This is a genomic window from Rhodopseudomonas sp. BR0M22, from assembly GCF_010907035.1.
Taxonomy (GTDB): Bacteria; Pseudomonadota; Alphaproteobacteria; order Rhizobiales; family Xanthobacteraceae; genus Rhodopseudomonas.
In genome coordinates, this window is sequence record NZ_QUMK01000055.1 from 12,579 (window position 1) to 38,275 (window position 25,697).

24 protein-coding genes are annotated in these 25,697 nt (G+C 64.8%); 16 read left to right on the plus strand and 8 right to left on the minus strand.

The genetic code is table 11. The features are described 5' to 3' along the window. The first annotated feature begins 29 nt into the window (after positions 1-29). A complete protein-coding gene (locus tag DY468_RS17475) occupies positions 30-1,109 on the plus strand; it encodes a tartrate dehydrogenase (RefSeq protein ID WP_164606064.1) in 1,080 nt (359 codons plus the stop codon). A gap of 30 nt (positions 1,110-1,139) precedes the next feature. Here DY468_RS17475 and DY468_RS17480 read toward each other — a convergent pair whose 3' ends face one another. The 4 genes from DY468_RS17480 to DY468_RS17495 all read right to left on the minus strand — a co-directional run bounded on the left by DY468_RS17480 (position 1,140) and on the right by DY468_RS17495 (position 5,357). Further along, positions 1,140-1,985, minus strand: coding sequence for a hypothetical protein (locus DY468_RS17480; protein WP_164606065.1), 846 nt, complete (start codon positions 1,983-1,985; stop codon positions 1,140-1,142). A 149-nt stretch (positions 1,986-2,134) separates the two neighbouring features. Further along, a complete protein-coding gene (locus DY468_RS17485; RefSeq protein WP_164606066.1) occupies positions 2,135-3,049 on the minus strand; it encodes an NAD(P)-dependent oxidoreductase in 915 nt (304 codons plus the stop codon). Between the two features lie 37 nt (positions 3,050-3,086). Continuing rightward, positions 3,087-4,337, minus strand: a complete 1,251-nt coding sequence (locus DY468_RS17490) for a Zn-dependent hydrolase (RefSeq protein WP_164606067.1) — start codon at positions 4,335-4,337, stop codon at positions 3,087-3,089. A 69-nt stretch (positions 4,338-4,406) separates the two neighbouring features. Next, positions 4,407-5,357 carry a LysR family transcriptional regulator gene (locus tag DY468_RS17495; RefSeq protein ID WP_164606068.1) on the minus strand — a complete coding sequence of 317 codons (951 nt, stop codon included), beginning with the start codon at positions 5,355-5,357 and terminating at the stop codon, positions 4,407-4,409. 116 nt (positions 5,358-5,473) lie between these two features. Here DY468_RS17495 and DY468_RS17500 point away from each other — a divergent pair, with 116 nt between their 5' ends. From DY468_RS17500 to DY468_RS17550, 11 genes are all read left to right on the plus strand, one after another. After that, positions 5,474-6,292, plus strand: coding sequence for a putative hydro-lyase (locus tag DY468_RS17500; RefSeq protein ID WP_164606069.1), 819 nt, complete (start codon positions 5,474-5,476; stop codon positions 6,290-6,292). 57 nt (positions 6,293-6,349) lie between these two features. After that, positions 6,350-7,597 (plus strand): ABC transporter substrate-binding protein, encoded by a 1,248-nt coding sequence (locus DY468_RS17505; RefSeq protein ID WP_164606070.1) that lies wholly within the window; start codon positions 6,350-6,352, stop codon positions 7,595-7,597. Positions 7,598-7,767: 170 nt separating this feature from the next. Further along, positions 7,768-8,646: a branched-chain amino acid ABC transporter permease gene (locus DY468_RS17510; RefSeq protein WP_164606071.1), complete on the plus strand. Its 879-nt coding sequence runs from the start codon at positions 7,768-7,770 to the stop codon at positions 8,644-8,646. Then, positions 8,646-9,632 carry a branched-chain amino acid ABC transporter permease gene (locus tag DY468_RS17515; RefSeq protein ID WP_164606072.1) on the plus strand — a complete coding sequence of 329 codons (987 nt, stop codon included), beginning with the start codon at positions 8,646-8,648 and terminating at the stop codon, positions 9,630-9,632. The genes DY468_RS17510 and DY468_RS17515 overlap by 1 nt, the downstream gene beginning before the upstream one ends. Next, positions 9,629-10,363 carry an ABC transporter ATP-binding protein gene (locus DY468_RS17520; protein ID WP_164606073.1) on the plus strand — a complete coding sequence of 245 codons (735 nt, stop codon included), beginning with the start codon at positions 9,629-9,631 and terminating at the stop codon, positions 10,361-10,363. The genes DY468_RS17515 and DY468_RS17520 overlap by 4 nt, the downstream gene beginning before the upstream one ends. After that, positions 10,347-11,051 carry an ABC transporter ATP-binding protein gene (locus DY468_RS17525; protein WP_164606074.1) on the plus strand — a complete coding sequence of 235 codons (705 nt, stop codon included), beginning with the start codon at positions 10,347-10,349 and terminating at the stop codon, positions 11,049-11,051. Before DY468_RS17520 ends, DY468_RS17525 begins: the two co-directional genes overlap by 17 nt. A 42-nt stretch (positions 11,052-11,093) precedes the next feature. Continuing rightward, positions 11,094-11,291 (plus strand): hypothetical protein, encoded by a 198-nt coding sequence (locus tag DY468_RS17530; RefSeq protein WP_164606075.1) that lies wholly within the window; start codon positions 11,094-11,096, stop codon positions 11,289-11,291. Beyond that, positions 11,288-11,542 (plus strand): ParE family toxin-like protein, encoded by a 255-nt coding sequence (locus DY468_RS17535; protein WP_164606076.1) that lies wholly within the window; start codon positions 11,288-11,290, stop codon positions 11,540-11,542. The genes DY468_RS17530 and DY468_RS17535 overlap by 4 nt, the downstream gene beginning before the upstream one ends. A 61-nt stretch (positions 11,543-11,603) precedes the next feature. Further along, a complete protein-coding gene (gene otnI, locus DY468_RS17540) occupies positions 11,604-12,383 on the plus strand; it encodes a 2-oxo-tetronate isomerase (RefSeq protein WP_164606077.1) in 780 nt (259 codons plus the stop codon). Positions 12,384-12,594: 211 nt separating this feature from the next. After that, positions 12,595-15,789 (plus strand): efflux RND transporter permease subunit, encoded by a 3,195-nt coding sequence (locus tag DY468_RS17545; RefSeq protein WP_164606078.1) that lies wholly within the window; start codon positions 12,595-12,597, stop codon positions 15,787-15,789. Continuing rightward, a complete protein-coding gene (locus DY468_RS17550) occupies positions 15,779-16,981 on the plus strand; it encodes an efflux RND transporter periplasmic adaptor subunit (RefSeq protein ID WP_164606079.1) in 1,203 nt (400 codons plus the stop codon). The genes DY468_RS17545 and DY468_RS17550 overlap by 11 nt, the downstream gene beginning before the upstream one ends. A 168-nt stretch (positions 16,982-17,149) precedes the next feature. Here DY468_RS17550 and DY468_RS17555 read toward each other — a convergent pair whose 3' ends face one another. Further along, positions 17,150-18,664 (minus strand): acetyl-CoA acetyltransferase, encoded by a 1,515-nt coding sequence (locus DY468_RS17555; protein ID WP_164606080.1) that lies wholly within the window; start codon positions 18,662-18,664, stop codon positions 17,150-17,152. 43 nt (positions 18,665-18,707) lie between these two features. Continuing rightward, on the minus strand, positions 18,708-19,487 hold the full coding sequence (locus DY468_RS17560) for an SDR family NAD(P)-dependent oxidoreductase (protein ID WP_164606081.1): 780 nt from the start codon (positions 19,485-19,487) through the stop codon (positions 18,708-18,710). Between the two features lie 168 nt (positions 19,488-19,655). Between DY468_RS17560 and DY468_RS17565 the strand changes: the two genes are divergently transcribed. The 3 genes from DY468_RS17565 to DY468_RS17575 are packed head-to-tail and all read left to right on the plus strand — an operon-like array spanning position 19,656 to position 21,854. Beyond that, entirely contained in the window at positions 19,656-20,459 is an 804-nt protein-coding gene (locus DY468_RS17565) for an enoyl-CoA hydratase/isomerase (RefSeq protein WP_164606082.1), read from the plus strand. Positions 20,460-20,465: 6 nt separating this feature from the next. Beyond that, a complete protein-coding gene (locus DY468_RS17570) occupies positions 20,466-21,461 on the plus strand; it encodes a phosphotransferase family protein (RefSeq protein ID WP_164606083.1) in 996 nt (331 codons plus the stop codon). Positions 21,462-21,479: 18 nt separating this feature from the next. Continuing rightward, positions 21,480-21,854, plus strand: a complete 375-nt coding sequence (locus tag DY468_RS17575) for a DUF6285 domain-containing protein (RefSeq protein ID WP_164606084.1) — start codon at positions 21,480-21,482, stop codon at positions 21,852-21,854. Between the two features lie 223 nt (positions 21,855-22,077). On the opposite strand, the gene DY468_RS17580 is transcribed toward DY468_RS17575, so the two are convergent. Continuing rightward, complete coding sequence (locus DY468_RS17580; protein ID WP_164606085.1) at positions 22,078-22,857, minus strand: enoyl-CoA hydratase-related protein; 780 nt, start codon at positions 22,855-22,857, stop codon at positions 22,078-22,080. Between the two features lie 125 nt (positions 22,858-22,982). Between DY468_RS17580 and DY468_RS17585 the strand changes: the two genes are divergently transcribed. Continuing rightward, positions 22,983-24,257, plus strand: coding sequence for an acyl-CoA dehydrogenase family protein (locus DY468_RS17585; protein ID WP_164606086.1), 1,275 nt, complete (start codon positions 22,983-22,985; stop codon positions 24,255-24,257). 375 nt (positions 24,258-24,632) lie between these two features. Here DY468_RS17585 and DY468_RS17590 read toward each other — a convergent pair. Further along, the coding region (locus DY468_RS17590; protein WP_164606087.1) for a long-chain-fatty-acid--CoA ligase at positions 24,633-25,697 on the minus strand (1,065 nt) is incomplete at its 5' end.

A 25,697-nucleotide genomic window follows, 5' to 3' on the forward strand; every position in this document is an offset into this window, starting at 1 on the left:
CGCGACGCGCGAGACAAAGGGGAACCGACTTGAGTGAGAGCAAAGACCAATATCGCATCGCGGTGATCGCAGGCGACGGCATCGGCAAGGAAGTCATGCCGGAAGGACTTCGGGTGTTGGAGACGGCCGCCAGGAAGCATCGCGTCAAGCTGAAGTTCGATCATTTCGACTTCGCCAACTACGATTACTACGAAAAGCACGGCCAGATGATGCCGGACGACTGGAAGGAGAAGATCGGCGGCCACGACGCGATCTTCTTCGGCGCGGTCGGCTGGCCGCAGAAGATCCCGGATCACATCTCGCTGTGGGGATCGTTGATCAAGTTTCGACGTGAGTTCGATCAGTACGTCAATCTGCGTCCGGTGCGGCTGATGCCCGGCGTGCCGTCCCCGCTCGCCGGCCGCAAACCCGGTGACATCGATTTCTGGGTCGTGCGCGAGAACACTGAGGGCGAGTATTCGTCGGTCGGCGGCCGGATGTTCCCGGATACCGAGCGTGAATTCGTTACCCAGCAGACGGTGATGACCCGGACCGGGGTCGATCGGATTCTGAAATTCGCGTTCGAGCTGGCGCAGTCGCGGCCGAAACGGCACCTGACCTCGGCGACCAAATCGAACGGCATCTCGATCACCATGCCGTATTGGGACGAGCGCGTCGAAGCGATGGCGAAGTCCTATCCCGATGTGAAGTGGGACAAGTACCACATCGATATCCTCACGGCGCATTTCGTGCTGCATCCGGACTGGTTCGACGTCGTCGTCGGTTCGAATCTGTTCGGCGACATCCTGTCCGACCTCGGCCCGGCCTGCACCGGCACGATCGGGATCGCGCCGTCAGGCAACATCAATCCGGAGGGCGATTTCCCGAGCGTGTTCGAACCTGTGCACGGCTCGGCACCGGACATCGCCGGCCAGGGCATCGCCAATCCGATCGGAATGATCTGGTCGGGTGCGATGATGCTCGAGCATCTCGGCGAGAAGCAGGCCGCGGATTCGATCGTGAAGGCGATCGAGCGGACGCTCGGCGAGCGGACGCTGCGCACCCGTGACCTCGGCGGGCAGGCCGATACGGCGGCCTGCGGCAAGGGCGTTGCCGAGATGGTCGAGTAGGCGGCTCGCCGCTGTTCGGTTGCGCTGGTGTCAGCGGTTCGGCGACGAGCCGGCTGCATCGGCGCGGACCACCAGGGTCATCGGCTTGCGCAGGCGACGCCGTTGCCGAAGCTGTGGCGGTTGGCGCAACGGGCGGCGCGGCTTCAACGCGATGGCGCCGCCGGGCTTCCGGCTCGGCAGCGTCGGGAGCGGGCGGGCCGTGATACGGCCCGCTTTGCGCTGGGTGCGCTTGCCGGCTGCCTTGCCGTGGATGCCGCGTGCGGCGGGGCGGCAGTTTTGCAACGGTCGCGGCTTGGTGACGATCCGTGGCCGTGGCGGCACGATACGAACGACCGGCTGCAGCAGCAAAGGACGCGGCTCGGCAACCGGCTGAACCGATACAGGCGCTGGCGGTTCGGTCGCTGAACTTCGAGGCGCCTCGCTCGCCGGCTCTGCTGACAGGTCCCGCGCGGTGCGCGCTGCGACGTCGGCGCCGGCATCGTGAATCCGCACGCCGCGTGGCGGCGGATCGGTGCGGCCGCGATAAATGCCGAAGGCGACATAGGCGGCTACCAGCACAGCGACCAGCAGTGTGATCGGCGCGCCGACGACCAGCGTGCCGGCCATCACGATCATCGCGGTGGCTGCCGCCTTCAAGAGCTTGTCGCTGTCGTCGAACAGCCGCTCCAGCCACAACCAGTTGCTGCGCGTCCAGATCGGTGGATCGATCCGGAAGGCGACGCGGGCGCGGGCCCCGGCGAAGCCGATCTCGCGCGCCGACAACAAGTACCAGGTGACGAAGAACGCCAGCAGGAAGGCGATTGTGCCGGCCAGACCGGCGGCCGAGCCGATAACGATCACCAGTGCCAGGGCGAAGACCGCGTACCAATCCTTCATGGGAAAGTCTCCATGCGATTCGCAAACTATCGCACGGGCGCAGTTCGATCGTTGTTGATGCGGATCACGCCGCGTCGACGGCCGAACGATGATGGCCGTCGATGTTCAGTGGTTGCGGTAGCTGATTGCCGATTTCGACGGATGGTCGATCAGCCGGCGGTCGCAATCCGCCGGCAATGGGCACGGGCAGCGGCAATCAGGTTGTCGCTCGCTTCGGGGGTACGGAACGCCGAATGCGCCGACAGCGTCACGTTGGGCAGGGAAATCAACGGATGGTCACAGGGAAGCGGCTCGATGTCGAACACGTCGAGGGCCGCATGGCGCAGATGGCCGGAGCGCAGCGCGTCGATCATCGCGGCCTCATCGACGAGGGCACCGCGCGCGGTGTTGACCAGGATCGCTCCCGGCCGCATCGCCGCGATCCGCTGCCGCGACAGGAAGCCGCGAGTTTCGTCGTTGAGCAACAGATGCATCGAGACGACGTGGCTGTCGCGCAGCAGCGTGTCGAGATCGACGAACCGCACGCCGTCCACCTGCTTGGCCGAGCGGTTCCAAGAGATCACGTTCATTCCCGAGCCGTGCGCGATTCGAGCGACTTCGGCGCCGATGCCGCCGAAGCCGATCAGGCCGAGCGTCTTGCCGGTGAGCTGCATCCCATCTTCTCGCAGCCAATGGCCGTGCCGCATCTCGCGGTCCATCACTGCGAGATTACGCGCCGCCGCCCACATCAGCGCGATGGTCGCTTCCGCCACCGCGGTGTCACCATAGCCCCGGATCAGGTGCACCTCGATGCCGAGTTCGGCCAGTTCCTCGATATTCATGTAGCTGCGGGCGCCGGTGCCGAGAAACACGACGTGCCTCAGTCCGGCGCACTGCCGCGCGATGCTGGTCGGCAGATAGGTGTGGTCGATCAGCGCAATCGCGGCGTCGGCCAGCACGTCGGGGAGTTGTTCGGGCGTCACGTCGGGATCGCGGTGGATCCGCACGGGCGGGTCGCCTGGCGCCGCAAGCCTCTCCATCAGCTCGGCGAGCGTATCGCTGGCGTCGACGAACACCGCATGCATCGTAATCTCTCCAGAAATTGGCGCCGGTCGTCAGCGATTACTTGGCGACGCCCGCCAGCGACAGCACGGTGTGCAGCAGCACGTTGGCGCCGGCAGCGCAGTCGGGCTGGGTCGCGTCCTCCAGCTCGTTGTGGCTGATACCGTCTTTGCACGGCACGAAGATCATCGCAGTCGGAATCTTGGTGTTCAGATTGCAGGCGTCGTGACCGGCGCCGGAGGTGATGTGGCGGTTGGCATAGCCGAGTGCGTTGGCTGCGGCCTCGACCGCTCCGACCAGCTTCTGATCGAAATGCGTCGGCTTCTTGCGCCAGACCAGATCGAGCGTAACCTCGACCTTGCGGCGCGGTGCGATCTCGGCGATCGCGGCGCGTAGCTTCTGATCGAGCTGATCCATGATCGACGCGTCGGCGCTGCGCATATCGATGGTGAAGGCGATCTCGCCGGGAATGACGTTGCGAGACGGCGAGGCGATCACCGCTTCGCCGACAGTGCCGACCGCGTTGGGGCCGAGTTCGGTGGCGATCTTCTCGACCGCCAGCACGATTTCCGACAGCGTCGCCAGCGCATCGCGGCGCAGATGCATCGGGGTCGATCCGGCGTGGCTTTCGAAGCCGGTGATCTTGCCATCGTACCACAGCACGCCCTGACCGTGATCGACCACGCCGATGGTCTTGCCTTCTGCTTCCAGGATCGGGCCCTGTTCGATGTGCAATTCGATGAAGCCGCTGAACGGCTGAGCGCCGACCGCCTTGTCGCCGCGATAGCCGATGCCGTCGAGCGCTTCGGCGACGCTGACGCCGGCAGCGTCCTTGCGCGACAGCACGTCGTCGACCGTGAAGTCACCGACAAACGCCGCCGAGCCCATCATCGCCGGGGCGAAGCGCGAGCCTTCTTCATTGGTCCAGTTGGTGATGCACAGCGGCAGCTCAGTCTCGATGCCGGCGTCGTTCAGGGTGCGGATCACTTCCAGCGCGGCCAGGGTGCCGAGAATGCCGTCGAACTTGCCGCCGGTCGGCTGGGTGTCGAGGTGCGAACCGAGGCCGATCGGCGGCTTGGTCATGTCGCGACCCTTGCGAAGCGCGAACATGTTGCCGAGCGTATCGACGCTGACGTCGAGGCCGGCCTTCTCGCACGATGCCCGAAACCAGTCGCGAACCTGCTTGTCCTCGGCCGAGAGCGTCAGCCGCCTGACGCCGCCCTTCGGCGTGCCGCCGAACTGCGCGGTGGTGTGGATGGTGTCCCACAGCCGCGAGGAATCGATCTGCAGGTTCGAGGCAGTCTTGGTCATAGTCACTCCGGGAAGTCAGCGCGGACGCGCGAGGCAGGACGAAAGTGTGTCAACTTGGCCGGGCAGGCGTCAACCAATCGCCGGTTCAACGACGTGAGCAATATCGCGGAGCTGCATTGCAGGATCGGGCATGAAGCCACCGGTATGCGCGATTTCGGCTGCGAGTTCGGCGACGCGCTCGATCGCTACTGTGTCGGGGGAGGCGAGCCAGCTGGCGGAGAACCGCAGCGGTGAGATCTTCAGATTAGTCTGCAGCAGGTGCAGCCGCCCTTCGGCGAGTTCGTTCTCGACGATCGCGGTCGGGATCACCGCGATGCCGAGCCCCTCGATCGCCATGTGGATCACCGTGCCGAGCGAGGCCGAAGCGTGCAGGCGGATTGGCGGCAGCTCCGGCTTGTTGAACAGCGAGCGCACGATCTCGTAAGGCTGCGTCTTGCGTGGGAAGGTGATGATTGGGAATTTTGCCAGATCGTCGACGGTCAGCGGATCGTGGCCGAGTCCGAGCGTGGGGCTGGCGAGGAAGCCGATCGGATACTCGCACAGAACGCGGCTGCGCACCGTCGACGCCGTCATCGGCCCGAGCAGGAACGCCAGCTCGATCTCCTGCGCCAGCAACCGCGCGCGCAGGTTCGGCGTGATGTCGACCTCGATCTCCAGCGACAGATTGGGATAGGCGCGGTTCACCTGTTCGATCAGGCGCGGCAGCCAAGTGTGCACGATGGTTTCGGCGACGCCGAGCCGCAGCACGCCCCGCATGCTCGACTGATCGCTGACCGCGGCCATCATCTCGGTGCGCAGCCGGACCAGCTTCTCGGCATAAAGCATCAATTGCCGGCCGCTCGGAGTCGGCGAGGCGACGCGGTGGTCGCGCTGCAGAAGTCTTACTCCGAGCTCGCGTTCGAGCTGTGCGATCCGCTGCGAGATCGCCGGCTGCGTGGTGTTGAGCTTGTGCGCGGCGCCGCGGAAGCTGCCCAGCGTCACGACCCAGATAAATGTCTCGAGCGCTTTGAAGTCCACCATCGGTCGACTCCCTTCGGTCGATAAGTCGATCTTATTGTTTCCGATCAGAAACAAAGATTAGACATTATCTTAGGCTTCGGCTCCACTCCTGTCGAGAGACTAGGCAGGGCGAGTGAATGACTGTTTTTGCGGCAGAGCAGCAGTTCCACGACGCTGAGGCGTCGGTTCCTTCCCACCAGGCGCGGCTGGCGTATCGCGCTGGACTCGCCCAATCCACCGCCGGAATTGCACCGGGCTGCGTCCAAGGCAATTTGGTGATCCTTCCGGAAAGGGACGCCGCGGCGTTCCACCGGTTCTGTCAGCTCAATCCCAAGCCGTGTCCGATTATCGGCATGTCCGACGCCGGCAATCCGATGATCCCGGCGCTCGGCCTGGATCTGGATATTCGCACCGACGTGCCGCGCTACGTGGTCTGGCGCGACGGCGAGGCGGTCGAGGAGCCGACGGATGTCGTCGCGCACTGGCGCGACGATCTGGTGGCCTTCGTGCTCGGCTGCTCGTTCTCGTTCGAGGAGGCGCTGCTCGCCGACGACATTCCGATCCGCCACATCGACCAGAAGGTGCGTGTGCCGATGTATCGTACCAACATCCCTTGCGCGCCGGCCGGGCCGTTCGCCGGGCCGATGGTGGTGTCGATGCGGCCGATGAAGCCGAAGGATGCGATCCGCGCGATCCAGATTACCTCGCGCTTTCCTTCGGTTCACGGCGCGCCGGTACATATCGGCCTGCCGCAATCAATCGGCATCGCCGATATCGATAAGCCGGACTATGGCGACCCGGTACGGATCGAACCCGACGAATTACCGGTGTTCTGGGCCTGCGGTGTCACTCCCCAGGCGGTGATCGCCGCCGCCAAAGTCCCGTTCGCTATCACTCATGCGCCCGGATTGATGCTTGTCACCGACCTGAAGAACAAGCACCTTGCCGTGCTGTAACGCCGAACCGAACCTCTGACCGCTTCACTCCCAACGCTGGTAGCAAAGGAAGACGTCATGAAGATCAATCGCCGTAACCTCGTTCTCGGCAGTGCGGCCAGCGCCGCGCTTCTGCCGTTCGCCACGGCGCGGGCCGAGACCAAGGAAGTCGTCATCGGTGTGATCTATCCGTTGTCCGGATCGAGTGCCCAGATCGGCGTGGACGCTCAGAAGGCATTCCAGACCGCGGCCGACATCATCAACAACAAGTACGATTTCGACCTGCCGCTGGCACGGAGCGAGGGGCTGCCGGGCCTCGGCGGCGCCAAGGTGCGACTGGTGTTCGCCGACCATCAGGCCGACCCCCAGAAGGGCCGGGCCGAGGCCGAGCGTCTGATCACCCAGGAGAAGGTCTGCGCCATCGTCGGCACTTATCAGAGCTCGGTGGCGGTGACGGTCAGCCAGGTCTGCGAGCGCTACCAGATCCCGTTCCTGTCGGCCGACAACTCGTCGCCGAGCCTGCATCGCCGCGGCCTCAAATTCTATTTCCGCGCCGCGCCGCACGACGAGATGTTTTCCAAGGCGATGTTCGACTTCTTCGACGCCGAAAAGAAGAAGGGCAAGAAGATCGAGACGCTGGCGCTGTTCCACGAGGACACCATCTTCGGCACCGACTCCTCCAACGCCCAGCTCGCCCTCGCCAAGGAGCGCGGCTACAAGGTGGTCGCCGACATCAAGTACCGCGCCAACTCGCCTTCGCTCACCGCCGAAGTGCAGCAGCTCAAGGCCGCCGACGCCGACGTGCTGATGCCGTCGAGCTACACCACCGACGGCATCCTGCTGATCCGGACCATGGGCGAACTCGGCTACAAGGCCAAGAACATCGTCGCCCAGGACGCCGGCTTCTCCGAGAAGGCACTGTATGACGCGGTCGGCGACAAGATTCCGGGCGTGATCTCGCGCGGATCGTTCTCGCTCGACCTCGCCAAGAAGCGGCCGATGGTCGGCAAGATCAACGACATGTACAAGGAGAAGTCCGGTAAGGACTTCAACGACTACTCGTCGCGGCAGTTCATGGGCCTGATCGTGATGGCCGATGCGATCAATCGCGCCAAGTCGACCGATGGCGAGAAGATCCGCGAAGCGCTGGTCGCCACCGACATGCCGGGCGATCAGACCATCATGCCGTGGAAGCGCGTCAAGTTCGACGAGAACGGCCAGAACCAGGACGCCGATCCGGTTCTGCTGCAATACGTCGACGGCAAGTTCGTCACCATCTTCCCCGAGCAGGCGGCGGTCGCCGACGCGATCTGGCCGATGCCGTAAGTAACCTCTCCATTCGTCATGGCCGGGCTTGACCCGGCCATCCACGGACCAGAGCGATGCGCTCGCTTCGAAGACGTGGATGCCCGGGTCAAGCCCGGGCATGACGCGGTGGGTGGGGCGAAGCCGCTCCGTTCATCGAGCTCTCATAACCTGTCTGCGGAGACGCTGATTTGACCACAGCCACCATCATTCAGTCCCTCGCCAGCGGTCTGCTGATGGGACTTCTGTACGGCTTGGTCGCGGTCGGCCTGGCTCTGATCTTCGGCCTGATGGACGTCACCAACTTCGCCCACGGCGAGTTTCTGATGTTGGCGATGTACATCACCTTCTTTCTGTTCGCGTTCTTCGCGATCGATCCGATCCTCGCCGCTCCGCTCGTCGGAGCGGCGATGTTCATATTCGGCGCCGCGATCTACCTCTTGGTCGTCAGATTTGCGATGCGGGCCAAGGCCAATATCGGCATGGTGCAGATCTTCACGACTTTCGGCCTCGCCATCCTGATGCGCGGCCTCGCGCAGTACTTCTTCACCCCCGATTATCGCAGCATCAACGTCTCCTGGCTCGGCGGCAGAACGCTGGAGATCGGCGGCGTGTTTCTGCCGGTGCCGCAACTGGTCGGCGCGTTGGTGTCGATCGCGGCATTCGGCGCATTGTACTTCTTCATGAAGAAGACCGATTTCGGCCGCGCGCTGGAGGCGACCCGCGAGGATGCCGGCGCTGTGGCGCTGGTCGGAATCGACAAGAACAAGGTGTTCGCACTCGGCTGGGGGCTGGGGTCGGCCCTGATTGGTCTTGCCGGCGCCGTGATGGCGATCTTCTTTTACATCTATCCCGACGTCGGCGCCTCGTTCGCTCTGATCGCCTACGTCACCGTGGCACTCGGTGGCTTCGGCAGCGTGTTCGGCGCCTTTGCCGGCGGCATCATCGTCGGTCTGGTCGAGGCCACCACCGCGATGATCCTGCCGCCGTCCCTGAAGTCGATCGGCATCTACGCCGTCTATTTGCTGGTTGTGTTCATTCGGCCGCGCGGCCTGTTCGGATCGATCTGATGGACGAGGCTCATCTCAAACGCCGTCGCCGCGACCTGATCGTCGCCGCACTGCTCGCCGTCGCCGCCGCCTGCGCGCCGCTGTTCGTCAAGGACGTCTACGTCCAGAACATCATGGTGCTTACCCTGATGTACGCGGCGTTGTCGCAGGCCTGGAACATCCTCGGCGGCTATTGCGGCCAGATCTCGCTCGGCCACGCGCTGTATTTCGGGCTCGGCGCCTACACCACCGCTCTGTTGTTCACCAAGCTCGGCGTGCTGCCATGGTTCGGTATGATCGGCGGCGGGGTCATCTCGGCAGCGATCGCGCTGGCGCTCGGCTATCCGACGTTCCGGCTGCGCGGGCATTACTTCGTGATCGCCACCATCGTCATCGCCGAGATCGGCTTCCTGTTGTTCCACAACTGGGACTGGGCCGGGGCGGCGCTCGGCATCGACATTCCGGTGCGCGGCGACAGTTGGGCCAAGTTCCAGTTCGCCCGCAGCAAGCTGCCTTATTACTATTTCGCGCTGGTGTTCTGTTGTCTGGCCTGGCTGATCACCTGGTGGCTGCAGGATTCGAAGTGGGGATATTGGTGGCGCGCCGTCAAGGACAACCCCGAAGCGGCCGAAAGTCTCGGCGTGGTGGTGTTCAATTCGAAGATGGGCGCCGCGGCAGTGTCGGCGTTCCTGACCGCGATCGGCGGCGCGTTCTACGCGATGTTCGTGTCCTACATCGATCCTGAAAGCGTGATGACCTTCCAGTTCTCGCTGCTGATGGCGCTGCCTGCGGTGCTCGGCGGCATCGGCACGCTGTGGGGGCCGGTGCTCGGCGCCGCAATCCTGATCCCGCTCACCGAGCTGACGCGGTCGTTCGTCGGCGGCTCGGGGCGCGGCGTCGATCTGATCCTGTATGGCAGTGTGATCGTGCTGATCTCGTTGGCGCGGCCGGAAGGTCTGCTCGGGCTGTTCTCGCGGCGTCCTGCCTCGAAGGGAGCGCCGCAATGACGACGCCTCTGCTCGGGACCCGTGGCGTCTGGCAACGCTTCGGCGGTCTGGTCGCCAATTCCGATGTCTCGATCTCGGTGCAGCGCGGCGAGATCGTCGGCCTGATCGGACCGAACGGCGCCGGCAAGTCGACGCTGTTCAACCTGATCGCCGGTGTGCTGCCGCCGACCCAGGGCTCGATCATTTTCGACGGCGAGGACGTCACCAAGCTGCCGGCGACCGCGCGCTGTGCCCGCGGTATCGGCCGCACCTTCCAGGTGGTGAAGAGCTTCGAATCGATGAGCGTGATCGACAATGTCATCGTCGGCGCGTTGATCCGCACTACGGTGATGCGCGAGGCCCGGCGCAAGGCGCACGAGGTGCTGGCGTTCTGCGGCCTCGACGCCCGCACCGATGTGTTGGCGAGCCAACTCATTCCATCGGAAAAGCGCCGGCTCGAAGTGGCGCGGGCGCTCGCCACCGAGCCCAAGCTGCTGCTGCTCGACGAGGTGCTGACCGGCCTGACGCCGACCGAGGCCGAGAAGGGCGTCGAGCTGGTGCGCCGGGTCCGCGATGCCGGTGTCACCGTGCTGATGGTCGAACACGTCATGGAAATCGTGATGCCGCTGGTCGACCGCGCCATCGTGCTCGATCTCGGCAAGGTGCTCACCGAAGGCAAGCCGGCCGACGTGGTGCGCGACCCGAAAGTCATTACCGCTTACCTTGGGGATCGTCATGCTGTCGGTGCGTGAGGTCACCACCGCCTATAAGGGGCTGGTCGCGATTTCAGAGGTCTCGATCGAGGTCGAGAAGGGCGAGATCGTCTGCGTTGCCGGCGCCAACGGCGCAGGCAAGTCGACGCTGCTCAAATCGATCGCCGGTGCCGAGCGGATCCGCTCCGGACAGGTGTTGTTCGACGGCGAGCGGCTCGACGGCGTGGCGCAGCATCTGATCACGGCGCGCGGCGTCGCCTACGTGCCGGAGAACCGCCGGCTGTTTCCGCGCCTGTCGGTGCACGACAATCTGCGGCTCGGCAGCTATCTGTATCGCCGTAAGCCCGATCGCGAACAGCCGCTGGAGTTCGTGTTCAGCCTGTTTCCGCGGCTGCAGGAGCGGCTGGAGCAGCGCGCCGAGACGCTGTCCGGCGGCGAGCAGCAGATGCTGGCGATCGGCCGGGCGCTGATGACCAGGCCGCGGCTGTTGATGCTGGACGAGCCGTCGCAGGGCATCATGCCTAAGCTCGTCAGCGAGATCTTCCAGTCGGTGAAAAAGATCCGCGACGCCGGCATGACCGTGCTGATCGTGGAACAGCGCATGGCCGAATGCCTCGAGATCGCCGACCGCGCCTACATCCTGCAGACCGGCCGGGTACAGATGCAGGGCGGAGCCGCCGAGCTGATGGACAACCCGGACGTCAGGAAGGCGTATCTGGGGTTGTGAAAGCTGGTTCTCACAGCTCGTGTGGCGTGGTACACTGTTCCCATGAGCATCGAGGACATCGAGAAGGCAGTCGAGCAGCTTCCGGCCGACCAACTCGCGCGGTTTCGCGCTTGGTTCGCGGCTTTTGATGCTGCGCGTTTCGACGAGCGGATCGCGCGAGACGCTGCTGGAGGACGGTTGGACGACTTGGCGGCAGACGCCATTGCCGAACATCGGGGCGGCGGCTCGCGAGAGCTGTGAGGCATTTTGCCGGCTCCCGATTTTGGACGGCTTATCGGGCGTTGCCCCAGCCGATCCGCGCTCTCGCCGACAAGAACTTTGCGCTGTTGAAGGCCGATGCCAGTCATCCATCGCTGCATTTCAAGAAAGTCGGCAATCTGTATTCGGTGAGGGTTGGCCTTGGTTACCGGGCGCTTGCTGTGCCGGTGGACGAGGGGCTGTTGTGGTTCTGGATTGGCAGCCACGCCGACTATGATGCGATGCTCCGATGATGACAGCGCTGCATCAAGTTCGAGTCCGCTAAAGTCAGGTGTCTCCCGAGGATGTCATCCGATGCCGCGCTTCGCCGCCAATCTCAGCCTGATGTTCACCGAGCATGCCTTTCTGGATCGCTTCGATGCAGCGCGGGCGGCAGGGTTCGATGCGGTCGAATTTCTGTTTCCCTATGAGGTCGACCCGGACGCCATCGCCGAGCGGCTGCAGCGCAATCACCTGACACAGGCGCTGTTCAACCTGCCGCCGGGCGATTGGGCCGCAGGCGAAAAGGGCTTCGCGGCGCTGCCCGACAAGTTCGACGAATTGCAGCGCAGCCTGCACACGGCGTTGCCTTATGCGCTCGCGACCGGCGTGAAGCGGCTGCATCTGCTGGCGGGCAATGCCGACAGCCGCGACGGCGCGGCGGCGCTGGCGTTTCGCCGGTCGTTGGCGGTGGCCGCGCATTTCTTTGCGCCGCATGGCATCGACGTGATGATCGAGCCGTTGAATGGCCGCGATGCGCCCGGCTATTTTCTCGACGATGTCGACCATGCCCACACGCTCGTCCGCGAAATGGGCATCCCCAATCTGAAGCTGCAGTTCGACGTCTATCACTGTCAGATCCTGCACGGCGACGTCACCACGCGGCTGCGCGAGATGCTGCCGGTGGTCGGCCACATTCAGATCGCCAGTGTGCCGTCGCGGCAGGAGCCGGACGGCGAGGAGCTGAACTATCCGTTCCTGTTTGCCGAGCTCGATCGGCTCGGCTACGCCGGATTCGTCGGCGCTGAATATCGGCCGCGCGGCAAGACCGAGGATGGCCTCGGCTGGTTTGCGTCCTACCGCGCCGGAACCTGAGGTCGTCCGCAGCGACGCCGTTTGCTGCACCGCAATCAATCTGTCGTGAGCGCTGCGTGGAATGCGGCCAACAACCGTGAACCTTGCAGTTTGCAGCGGTTTCGCCGGCTCGGCGACGCTTGGCTAATTGCACGGCCTTCGGTAAATCAACACAAGGGCCTGTCCGGAAAGGCGGCCTCTCCGCAACAAGAAGATCTGGACGACCCGACGAATGATCGCGCTGGTCCGTATCGCACTGAGCCGGCCGTACACATTCGTGGTGCTGGCGCTGCTGCTGCTGATCGTCGGTCCGCTGGCGGCGCTGCGCACCCCGACCGACATCTTCCCTGAAATCCGTATCCCTGTGATCGGCGTCGTCTGGCAGTACACCGGCCTGCCGCCGGACCAGATGGCCGGGCGTATCACGACGCCGTTCCAGCGCGCGCTCACCACCACGGTGAACGATATCGAACACATCGTGGCGAACTCCTACGGCGGGTTCGGCATCGTCAAGATCTTCTTCCAGCCCAATGTCGACATCCGCACCGCGAATGCGCAGGTCACTGCGATCTCGCAGACGCTGCTCAAGCAGATGCCGCCCGGTGCCACGCCGCCGCTGATCCTGAACTACTCAGCCTCCACCGTGCCGATCCTGCAACTGGCGCTGTCGGGCGAGGGGATGACGGAACAGAGCCTCGCCGACCTTGCGATCAATCAGCTCCGCACGCCGCTGGTCACCGTGCCCGGCGCGGCGATCCCGTGGCCGTTCGGCGGCAAGCAGCGCCAGATCCAGATCGATCTCGATCCCAGTGCGCTGCAGGCCCGCGGCCTGTCCGGGCAGGACGTCGCCAATGCGCTCGCCGCGCAAAACCTGATAACGCCGGTTGGCACCCAGAAGATCGGCGAGTTCGAATACGTCATCCAGCTCAACAACTCACCGCTGAAGATCGAAGACCTCGGGAACCTGCCGATCAAGGCGGTGAACGGCGCGATGGTCTACATCCGCGACGTCGCCTCGGTGCGCGACGGCAATCCGCCGCAGACCAACATCGTGCACGTCGACGGCAACCGCTCGGTGCTGATGATGGTGCTGAAGGCCGGCGCGGTGTCGACGCTCGATATCATCGCCGGCATCAAGCAGAAGATCGTCGACGTCAAAGACGCCATGCCGGAGTCGCTGAAGATCGCGCTGATCGGCGACCAGTCGGTGTTCGTCCGCGGCGCCATCACCGGCGTTGCCGTCGAAGGCATAATCGCGGCGCTGCTGACCAGCGTGATGATCCTGCTGTTTCTGGGAAGCTGGCGCTCGACCATCATTATCGCGGTGTCGATTCCGCTGTCGGTGCTCGGCGCCATCATCTGCCTGTCGGCGATCGGCGAGACGTTGAACATCATGACGCTCGGCGGCCTCGCGCTCGCGGTCGGCATCCTGGTCGACGATGCTACGGTGACGATCGAGAACATCAATTGGCATCTGGAGCAGGGCAAGGAGGTTGAGCCGGCGATCCTCGACGGCGCCAATCAGATCGTGACGCCGGCCTTCGTGTCGCTGCTGTGCATCTGCATCGTGTTCGTGCCGATGTTCTTCCTGCAGGGCGTCGCGCGCTATCTGTTCGTGCCGATGGCCGAAGCGGTGATGTTCGCGATGGTCTGGTCGTTTCTGCTGTCGCGCACGCTGGTGCCGACGATGGCCAAATATCTCCTGAAGCCGCACGTCCATCACGACAGCCTCTCGGGGCGGAAACCGTCGCGCAATCCGCTGGTGCGCTTTCAGCAGGGGTTCGAAGGCGTGTTCGCCCGATTCCGCCATGGCTATGGCGATCTGCTGACGCTGGCGATGGGGCATCGCCGGGTGTTCGTCGCCGGCTTCCTGGGCGTGGTCGCGTTGTCGTTCGCGCTGGTGCCGTATCTCGGCCGCAACTTCTTTCCCTCGGTCGATGCCGGACAGATCCTGATGCATGTCCGCACCCAGGTCGGCACCCGGATCGAGGAGACCGCCAATCAGCTCGCCGAGGTACAGAAGGCGATCCGCAAGATCATTCCGCCGGATCAGATCGAGACCCTGACCGACAACATCGGCATGCCGATCTCCGGCATCAATCTCACTTACAACAACACCGGCGTGATCGGCACCCAGGACGGCGATATCCAGATCAAGCTGAAGGGTGAGCACCGGCCGACCGAGGAATACGTCAAGCTGCTGCGCGAGCAACTGCCGCGGCAGTTCCCGGGCATGACCTTCGCATTCCTGCCCGCCGACATCGTCAGCCAGATCCTGAATTTCGGCGCGCCGGCGCCGATCGACCTGCAGATCCGCGGCGCCAATCTGCCGGCGAATTTCGACTACGCCGGCAAGCTGCTGGCCAGGATCAAGCGCATCCCGGGCGTCGCCGATGCCCGCATTCAGCAGTCGCCCAACAACCCGACCTTCAACATCGACGTCGATCGTACCCGCGCCCAATATGTCGGCCTGACCGAGCGCGACGTCACCAACAGCCTCGTCGTCAATCTCGCCGGCTCGTCGCAGGTGGCCCCGACCTACTATCTCAACCCGGACAACGGTGTGTCGTATTCGATCGTGATGCAGACGCCGCAATATCACGTCGACTCGCTCAGCAAGCTCGAGACTATTCCGATCTCGGCCTCGGGTGCTGCTGCCGCAGGGGCGCCGATTCTCGGTGGTCTCGCCGAGATCAAGCGCTCCGCCGGCAACGCAGTGGTGTCGCAATACGACATTCAGCCGATCGTGCAGATCTTCGCCACCACGCAGGGGCGCGATCTCGGTGCGGTGTCGGCCGATATCCGCAAGGTGATCGACGAGACCAAGGCCGAGGTGCCGAAGGGCTCATCGGTCGTTTTGCTCGGCCAGGTCGAGACCATGAACAGCGCGTTCGCAGGCCTGCTGTTCGGCCTGCTCGGCGCGATCGTGCTGATCTATCTGCTGATCGTCGTCAACTTCCAGTCCTGGGCCGATCCGTTCGTGATCATCACCGCGCTGCCGGCCGCGCTGGCCGGCATCGTCTGGATGCTGTTCGCGACCGGCACCACGCTGTCGGTGCCGGCGCTGACCGGCGCGATCATGTGCATGGGCGTTGCCACCGCCAACAGTGTGCTGGTGATCTCGTTTGCCCGCGAACGCTACGCGGTGCTCGGCGATCCGGTGCAGGCCGCGCTGGAGTCCGGCTTCGTCCGGTTCCGTCCGGTGCTGATGACCGCGCTGGCGATGATCATCGGCATGGCGCCGATGGCGCTGGGGCTCGGCGAGGGCGGCGAACAGAACGCGCCGCTTGGCCGCGCCGTGATCGGCGGACTGCTGTTCGCGACCTTCGCGACGCTGATGTTCGTTCCGGTGGTGTTCAGCATGGTTCACAACAAACAGCCGGCGTCCGATGGCGCGTCTGCTCCGGAGATGTCGCATGCCCACTGATCAATCGCCGCGCAGGTCCCGTCGCGGTCTCGGCATCGCCGGCGTGGTGATTGCCTGCGGCGCGGTCGCGATCGTGGTCACCGGCATCAGCGCGCGCGAGAAGAGCAGCGCGGAGCTGCGGGCCTGGACCGACGAGCAGGCGATCTCCAGCGTCGCGGTGACGCGGCCGGACGGCAAGGTGCCGACCACGACGCTCGATCTGCCGGGCCGGCTGGAGGCTTATTCGCGGGCGCCGATCTACGCCCGCGTGTCCGGCTATGTGAAGAGCTGGAGCGCCGACATCGGTGCCAAGGTGAAGGCCGGCGAAGTGATTGCCGAGATCGAGGCGCCGGATCTCGATCAGCAATTGCTGCAGGCGCGCGCCGATCTTGCCAGCCAGCAGGCGAGCGCGAAGCTGTCGGAGGCGACGCTGAACCGCCGCAAGACGCTGGTGGCGTCGAACTTCGTCTCGGCGCAGGAAATCGACGAGCGCACCGCCGACCTCGCTGCCAAGAAAGCCGCGGTGAATTCCGGCCAGGCCAATGTCGAACGGCTCGAAGCGCTCGCCGGCTACAAGAAGATCTCCGCGCCATTCGACGGCGTGGTCACCGAGCGCAACACCGACGTCGGTGCGCTGATCAACGCCGGCTCGAGCTCTGGCCCGGCGATGTTCGTGGTGTCTGACATCGCCAAGCTGCGCGTCTACGTCAACGTGCCGCAGAACTACGCGCCGCTGGTGCGGATCGGCGGCAAGGCGGTGATCGCGCTGCCGGAATATCCGGGGCGCTCGTTCCCGGCGACGGTGGAAGCCTCGTCGCAGGCTGTGGACGTCGCCTCCGGGACGATGCGGATTCAGCTCGTGCTCGACAATGCCAAGGGCGAATTGATGCCGGGCGGCTTCGCCAATGTGAAGCTGGCGCTGGTCCGCGATTCTGCGCCGCTGCACATCCCGGCGTCTGCGCTGATCTTCAACCGCAGCGGGCTGCGTGTCGCGACGGTCGGCCCGGATGATCGTGTCCAGCTCAAGCCCGTCACCATCGCCCGCGACCTCGGCCGCGAGATCGAGCTGTCCGCCGGTCTCACCGCCGAGGACCGCATCATCATCGCGCCGCCGGATGGCATCGCCAATGGGGAGAAGGTGCGTGTGGTCGCCGATGACGCCGCCAAGGCCGGCAAGCCGACCGCGTCGGAGAAGCAGGACGTGAAGGGGTAGGGCACTTGCGTTCGATCCCCTACCTTTGAGATTGGCCAAGACCTCTCCCCGTTATTGCGAGGAGCGCAGCGACGAAGCAATCCAGCGCGGTGCACGGCGCCCCTGGATTGCTTCGCTTCGCTCGCAATGACGTGGATAGGTGGTCGCTCGGTCGCTCTGAATTCGGAACTAACCGGCGTTGCGCCACTCCAGCACGCCATCCGCCGCCGTGGTGATACGTCCGCGTGTTCCGACCGGGCTTCGATCCATGTTGGTCAAAAACGCCAGCGTCGCCTGATCCTGCGCCGGCACGCGCGCCAGCGCGCGGGCGCCTTGCGATGTGCGGAGCATCACCACGCCGTGCTGCACCTCGCCGCGGCCGTCGTAGATCACGGTGAAACTCTCGACCGTCCCGTCGCCCGACGCCTTGTCGACGAATGGCGGCACCTGGCCATAGGCGGCATCGGCTCTGGCCTGCACACTGACGTTCTCGTCGAGCGGGCCTTGCGGCGGCGTGCGCGAGACGACGAGGGCATGATGCTTGGTGACGAAGCCACCCTGGCCGTAGAGGAGGCCGAGCTTCGCTCCTTCGCGGAGGCGGCGGACCATCGCGCAGGCGGCGTGGGTCATGTAGGTGTTGAGCGGCGCGCCGAAGAAGGTGAGGCCGCCGGTGACGGTGGGCTCGACTTCGTCACCGAACCCCAGTGTCCGCCGCGCCATCTTCGGCACCACCGGGAAGCAGGAATACAGTTCGATCGCGTCGAAGCTGCGGCCGTCGCTGCCGACCATTGCCTTGATGGTCTCCAGCACCGCGTTCTGCGCGTGGCTCTGCACGAACTGATCGCGCGCCAGGTAATCGCGCGGCTCTTCGGCGGAGGCGCCGCCATGGATGTAGATCAGCTTGCTCTCGGGAATTCCGGCTGCGCGCGCCTTCGCCAGCGAGGTCAGCAGCACCGCGGAGCCGAAATTGACGCTCGGATTAGCGACCATCAGCTTGGTGTAGGGCCAGGCGATCATCCGGTTATCGGATGAAGGCGTGGTAATCTCGGTCGGTGTGTAGGCGCGCTTGATCCAGGCGTTCGGATTGCGCGAAGCCGCCGCCGCGTAACGCGACCACAGCACGCCGGATTCGTCGAGCGCCTGCCGCGGTGTCTGGCCCCAATGCGCGGCGGTCGCCGCTTCGTAAAACGGATACACCGTGATCGGCCGCGCGACCCCGAGTGTCGAGGCGATCGGTTGCTGGAATGCCGCGCCGCGCTTGGGCTCGGGCGCGTCGTGAGCGAATGGCGTCCAGGGCAGCTCGATCTTGGCGCGCGCCGCTTTGGTGGCGGTCGATTGCGCCTCGGCGCCGCAGACCACGGCGACCTGCGCGTCGCCTCGGGCGATCCGCAGTGCGGCTTCGTGGATGAAGCGGATCGGGCTCTCGCCGCCGACCGGCCCATAGAAGCAGTGCCGGGGCGCGACGCCGAGCCGGCTCGCCAGTTGCTCGGCGGGCGCGTGATACCGCCAGCTCAGAAAGTTGACGACGTCGAGCGAGTCGATCTGCGGCAGCAGGCTCGCGGCGCTGTCGTCGCCGGCGCGTTGCACGGCGGCTTGAAGCAACGCCAGCGGCTCCAGCCCTTGCGCGATGTCCTTCGGGTGATCGGCAATTTCGCCGATACCGGCGATGACAGGAATGCGTTCGGGCGGGAGCGTGGTCGGCATTTGTTGCTTCTTGTTGCTTGGAAAGGTTGGCGCGAAAGCGTCGTCAGAACGCGGTGTAGCCGCCGTCGATCACGAAGGTATCGGCGGTGTGATACGACGACGCCTTGCTCATCAGATACACCGCGATGCCGCCGAAGTCTTCCGGCTCGCCGAACCGCCGCACCGGAATCCGCGGCATCACATTGGCGACGAACTTGTCATTGCCCATGATGCCGGCGGTCATGTCGCTCTTGATCCAGCCCGGCAGGATCGCATTGGCAGTGACGCCGTGGCGCGCGAGCTCGACCGCAAGCGCGCGCACCAGCGCATTGATCGCCGCCTTGGTGGCTGCGTAGTGCTCGTTGCGCGCGGTGCCGAAGATCGAGGCGAGGCTCGAGGTGGCGACCAAGCGGCCGAACGGATCGCCGCCGGCGGCGCGCTCGGTCATGTGCCGCGCCGCTGCCTGGAACGCGTGGAACACGCCATCGAGATTGGTGGCGAACATCGAGCGCCACTGTTCCTCGGTGCGGTCGATGAAGGCCTGCCGGCCGCCGCCGCCGATGCCCGCATTGGCGAAGCAGCCGTCGACGCGGCCGAACGCTTTCAGCGTCGCGTCCATCGCGGCCTTGACCGACGCCGGATCGGTGACGTCGCAGATCTGCGCTTCGACCTTGCCGGGCATGTTCGCCATGGTGGCCAGAGCGGCCTGGTTCTTGGTCGCGTTGCGGCCCCAGATCGAGACGTTGCAGCCGGCGGTTGCCAGCGCCTGCGCCATGCCGAGGCCGATACCACCGTTGCCCCCGGTGACGACCGCGACGCGGCCGCTCAGATCGAAAATGCTCATCCAGCGTTTCCATTTTTGTTTGTCGCGCGCTACACCCTGCATGCTGGTGCGCGCGCTGTGATCGATGCAGGACCATGGACAAGCGCGTCGCAAAAATCAAATATGCTTTCACGTCGTGAAACCCTTCCACAGCGCGGAATAACCGCGAACCGATAGCGCGAGGAAACTATGCAGTTCAAACACGTCACGCTCGATTTCGACGGCGCCGTCGCGATCCTGAAGCTCGATCATCAGGAAGTGATGAACGCGGTGTCGATCGACATGCTGGGCGGCCTCGGCGAAGCGCTCGACGCGATCGAAGAGAAGCGTGCCGAGGTGCGCTGCCTGGTGATCACCGGCGCCGGTCGCGCGTTCTGCACGGGTGCCAATCTGCAGGGCCGCAACTCCGGCAACAACATGAGCCAAGGCGGCGGCAAGGGGGCCGGCGCGGCGCTGGAGACCGCGTTCCATCCGTTCCTGCGCCGGCTGCGTCGGCTGCATTGCCCGATCGTCACCTCGGTCAACGGCCCGGCCGCGGGTGCCGGCATGAGCTTCGCGCTGATGGGCGACATGATCCTGTGCGCCAAGTCCTCGTACTTCCTGCAGGCGTTCCGCCGCATCGGCCTGGTGCCGGATTGCGGCTCGACCTGGCTGCTGCCGCGTTTGGTCGGCAAGGCGCGTTCGGTCGAACTGTCGCTGCTCGGTGAGAAGCTGCCGGCCGACAAGGCGCTGGAGTGGGGTCTCGTCAACCGCGTGTACGAGGACGCAGAACTGTGGACCGAGACCATGAAGCTCGCCCACGACCTCGCCAACGGTCCGACCATCGCGCTGTCGCTGATCCGCAAGATGTATTGGGACTCGCCGGAGAACTCGTTCGAGGAGCAACTCAACCTCGAATTCGAATGCCAGCGCGTCGCCGGCTCGACCGACGACTTCAAGGAAGGCGTCGGAGCGTTCCTCGAAAAGCGTCCCGCGCAGTTCAAGGGCAAATAGCAGCGGATGTCCCAAGCCGCTTTCGTGGACGCGCTCGCGCGCAGCGTTCGTCGCTGGTGCGCGGGTGCGACGGGAATTCGCGCCGCCGCACAGCTCTCGGGCGGCGCGAGTCAGGAGACATGGTCGTTCGTAATCGAGCGGCCGGACGGCGACATCGCCGCGATCCTGCGTCGCTCGCCGCCGGGCTACGGCAGCGTGTCGGGTCGCGCCGCGGGACTCGATGTCGAAGCCGAACTGATGCGGCTCGCCTACGAGGCCGGCGTGCCGTCGCCGCAGGTGCTGCACGTTCTCACCGAGGCCGACGCGCTCGGCGCCGGATTCGTGATGCGGCGCGTCGATGGCGAAACCATCCCGCGCAAGATTCTCCGCGACGACGAGTTCGCCGACGCGCGGCCGAAGCTGGCGCGACAGATCGGCACGATCCTCGCCGGCCTGCACGGCATCGACAGCGCCGCGCTGCCGCCGTTGCGCACGATCAGTTCGACCGAGGAGATCGGTCTGCTACGCGACGATTATCGCAGCATGGGCTGGCCGCGCCCGGTGTTCGAGCTGGCGCTGCGCTGGCTCAGCCAGAACGATCCGGGCGTGTCGAAGGCGGTCACGCTGGTGCACGGCGACTTTCGCCACGGCAATCTGATCATCGGCGCGGACGGCGTTCGCGCCGTGCTGGATTGGGAATTGGCGCATCGCGGCGACCCGATGGAAGACCTTGGCTGGATCTGCGTGAATTCCTGGCGGTTCGGCGAGATCGACAAGCCGGTCGGCGGGCTCGGCTCGCGCGAAGACATGTTCGCCGGCTACGAGGCGGCGGGCGGCACCGTCGATCCGGACCGGGTCAAGTTCTGGGAAGTGATGGGCACGCTGCGCTGGGGCATCATGTGCTGCGGCATGATGCAGCGCTTCCGTCAGGGGCCCGACCATTCGATGGAGCGCGCGATGATCGGTCGCCGCTCGTCGGAAACCGAGATCGATCTGCTGCGCCTGCTGGCGCCGCGCAGCTAATCAATCAGCGAGGCAGCGATGCAGGACGAACCGAGACCAGACGAACTGATCAAGGCGGTGGCGGATTTTCTGCGTGATCAGATTGCGCCGCAGATCTCCGGCCATGCCGCGTTCAAGCTGCGGGTCGGTATCAATGCGCTCGATCTGGTGACGCGGCAATTGACGCTGTCGGCCGACAGCGACGCCGAAGAACTCGCCAGCCTGAAAACGCTGCTCGGCAAGGACGGTACGCTGGTTGATCTCAATTCCGACCTCGCCGAACGGATCGCCTCCGGCGCAGTCGATCTGTCGACGCCCGGCGTCAAAGATCATCTATGGCGCACCACCCTGGCCAAACTCGCCGTCGATCAGCCGAACTACGCGAGCTATCGGCGGGAGATGGAACAGAAGTAAGCCTCGGCTGAGCGAAGATAACCACGGCATCGCCGCGAGCAACAACCTATCGTTCGTCATTCCGGGGCGCGCGAGCCATGCTCGCGCCCCGGAATGACGAACGAGTGGGGTTCCTTCGTCATTGCGAGCGGAGCGAAGCAATCCAGTCGTCTTGCACTGAATTTCTGGATTGCTTCGTCGCGGCGCTTCTCGCAATGACGACAGAGATTGCGCGGCGAGCGAACTACTTGCCCTGCCAGTTCGGCGCGCGCTTTTCCGAGAACGCTTTCGGGCCTTCGATATAGTCCTGCGACGCCACCATCGCTTTTACCGCCGGATAGTCGCGCTGCTCGGCGATCGCTTGCGGTAATGAGACTTCGAGGCCGCGGCTCAGCGTCTGCTTCGAAGCGCGGATCGACATCGGCGAGTTCTTGCAGATGGTTTCGGCCCAGCGTTCGGCGGCGGCGAGGGCTTCGCCTTGCGGCACCACTTCGTTGACGAAGCCGAGCTCCAGCCCCTCCCGGGCGGGAACATGGCGGGCGGTGAGGATCATGCCCATCGCGCGCTTCAGACCGATCTGGCGGGGCAGGCGGTGCAGGCCGCCGGCGAGCGCGGCGAGGCCGACCTTCGGCTCCGGCAGCGCGAACACGGCGTTCTCAGCCGCGATGATCAGGTCGCAGGCGAGCGCGATCTCGAAGCCGCCGCCCATCGCGACGCCGTTGACGGCGGCGATGATCGGCTTGTCGCAATCGAACCGCGAGGTGAGCCCGCCGAAGCCGCTCTCGCCCCAGCCGCGCTTGCCGCCGCTCGCCTGCCATTTCAGATCATTGCCGGCGCAGAACGCCTTGTCGCCAGCGCCGGTGACGATCGCCACCCACTGTTCGGGATCGGCGGCGAAATCGTTGAACACGCCTTCGAGTTCGAAATGCGCGTCGGTGTGCAGCGCGTTGTACACTTCGGGCCGCGACAGCGTGACGATGGTGATCGGCCCCTTGCGGGTGACGGTGGAGAACTGCAGCGCCATCGGCGTTTCCTTATTTCGTTGAGCAGAATTGTGCGGCTGAAGCGCGCTTGACTTGTCGTGCGCGGCGCATGTTAATCGCTCGCTTAACAAGATCAACAACAACACGAAGACTGTGGGAGCACGCCTTGGATTTCTCTCTGCCGCCCGATCTGGTCGCCTATCTCGCCGAGCTCGATCGTTTCATCGACGCCAAGATCAAGCCGCTCGAACAGGCCGATGACAACATCCGCTTCTTCGATCATCGCCGCGAATGGGCGCGAACTGATTTCGAGAACGGCGGCTTGCCGCGCCACGAATGGGAAGAGTTGCTGCGCAAGGCGAAGGATCTCGCTGACGACGCCGGTCATCTCCGCTTCGCGATTCCGAAGCGCTATGGCGGCCAGGACGGGACCAACCTCTGGATGGCTGTGATCCGCGAGCACTTCGCCGCCAAGGGCCTCGGCCTGCACAACGATCTGCAGAACGAGCATTCGATCGTCGGCAATTTTCCAGTCGTGAAGATGCTCGATCTGTACGGCCGCGACGATCAGAAGGCGATGATCGACGGCTCGATCAAGGGCAAGTATCGCATCACGTTCGGTTTGACGGAGCCAGACCACGGTTCCGACGCGACCCATATGGAGACGCGTGCGGAGGAAGCGACTCGCGACGGCAAGAAGGGCTGGGTGATCAACGGCGAGAAGATGTGGACGACAGGCATGCACGTCGCCACGCATTGCGCGCTGTTCGCCCGCACCTCGGGCAACGACGGCGACGCGCGCGGCATCACCTGCTTCCTGGTGCCGGCCGATGCGCCGGGCGTGAAGGTCGAGGAATATCTCTGGACCTTCAACATGCCGACCGATCATCCGCGGGTGTCGTTCAAGGATGTGTTCGTCACCGAGGACGCGTTGTTCGGCGAGGTCGGCCGCGGCCTGTCGCTGGCGCAGTGCTTCGTCCACGAGAACCGCATCCGTCAGGCGGCCTCGTCGCTCGGCGCCGCGGTGTACTGCATCAACGAGAGCGTGAAATACGCGCGTGAGCGCAAGCCGTTCGGCGAGGAGCTGGCGCGCAACCAGGCGATCCAATTCCCGCTGGTCGAACTGGCCACCCAGGCCGAGATGCTGCGTCTCTTGATCCGCAAGACCGCGTGGGAGATGGATCAGATGACCCAGGCCCAGGTCGAGCACACGCTGTCCGACAAGGTGTCGATGTGTAACTATTGGGCGAACCGGCTGTGCGGCCAGGCGGCCGATCGTGCCATTCAGGTCCACGGCGGCATCGGCTATTCGCGCCACAAGCCGTTCGAGCACATCTACCGCCACCACCGCCGCTATCGCATCACCGAAGGCAGCGAAGAAATCCAGATGCGGAAAGTGGCGGGCTTCCTGTTCGGCTACATGGGTGCGAACAAGCGGTGAGTGCAGCCGGCTTCCTCTCGCCGGTCATTCCGGGGCACGCGCGAAGCGCGTAAACCCGGAAACCCGAGCTGTTGATCGCCGGGTGTTTGCCACCTCGAGATTCTGGGTTCGCGCTACGCGAGCCCCGGAATGACGAGTTTGGTTAGCTCGCTGACGCTCGCGATGGATGCGCGGGTCGAGCCCGCGCATGACGTTTGTCAGGTGGAGTAGGCATTGCCCCGCTTACAAACGTCATCCCCCGCGCATGCGGGGGATCCAGTATGCAAAGGCGTTCGCGGTGCAGGCACCGCAGAGCGACGAGCGCTCTGCGATACTGGGGCGCCCGGACGAGCCGGGCGATGATGACAGTGGATGTGTGTAGCTGAACGCCGCCGCTCAGTTCACCTGCCGGTCCTTGCCGCTCCAATACGGATCGCGGAGTTGGCGGCGCAGGATTTTGCCGGAGGCGTTGCGGGGCAGGGCCGGGATGAAGTCGATCGACTTCGGGGTCTTGTAGCCGGCGATGCGGGTGCGGGTGAAGCCGATGATATCCTGCGCGGTCGCTTCCTTGCCTGGCTTCATTACCACCACGGCCTTGACCGCTTCACCCCACTGATCGTCCGGCACGCCCACCACCGCGACTTCGGCGACGTCCGGATGATCGCAGATCGCGCTCTCGACCTCGGCCGGATAGATATTCTCGCCGCCGGAGATGATCATGTCCTTGATGCGGTCGTGGATGTAGACGTAGCCGTCCTCGTCCATGTAGCCGGCGTCACCGGTGCGCAGCCAGTTGTCGCCGTCGATCGTCTTCTTGGTGGCGTCGGGCAGATTCCAATAGCCGACCATGTTGGAGCCGGAGCGGGTGGCGATCTCGCCGACCTGGCGCGGCGGCAGCGGCTTGCCGTCGGGATCGAGGATTGCGATCTCGACGCCGGGCAGCGCCTTGCCGGCGGAGCGCATCCGCTCCAGACCCTCGACGTGATCCTCCGGCGGCAGCGCCACGATGGTGCCGGTGGTCTCGGTCATGCCGTACATTTGCACGAAGCCGCATTTGAAGACCTCGATGCACTCCTTCAGCAGTGCCGCCGGAATCGGCGAGGCGCCGTACAGCATGTATTTCAGCCGCGAGAAATCGACCTCGCGGGTGCGCGGCTGCCGCACCACGAACTGCATCGCGGCCGGCACCATGAACAGCTTGGTGATGCCGGACTGTTCGAAGAAGTCGAGCACCTTGGTCGGATCGAACTCGCGCGCGATTACGCCCTTGGCGCCGTGATAGACGCCCATCATGCCCCAGCCGGAACCGCCGATGTGAAACACCGGCATCGCCACCAGCGAGACGTCGTCGGGCGACCATCGGTTCCATTCGGGCTTGTTGTCCTGACCGGCGCGAACCAGCGACAGGAAATTGGCGTGGCTGAGCATCGCGCCCTTCGGCTTTCCTGTGGTGCCGGGGGT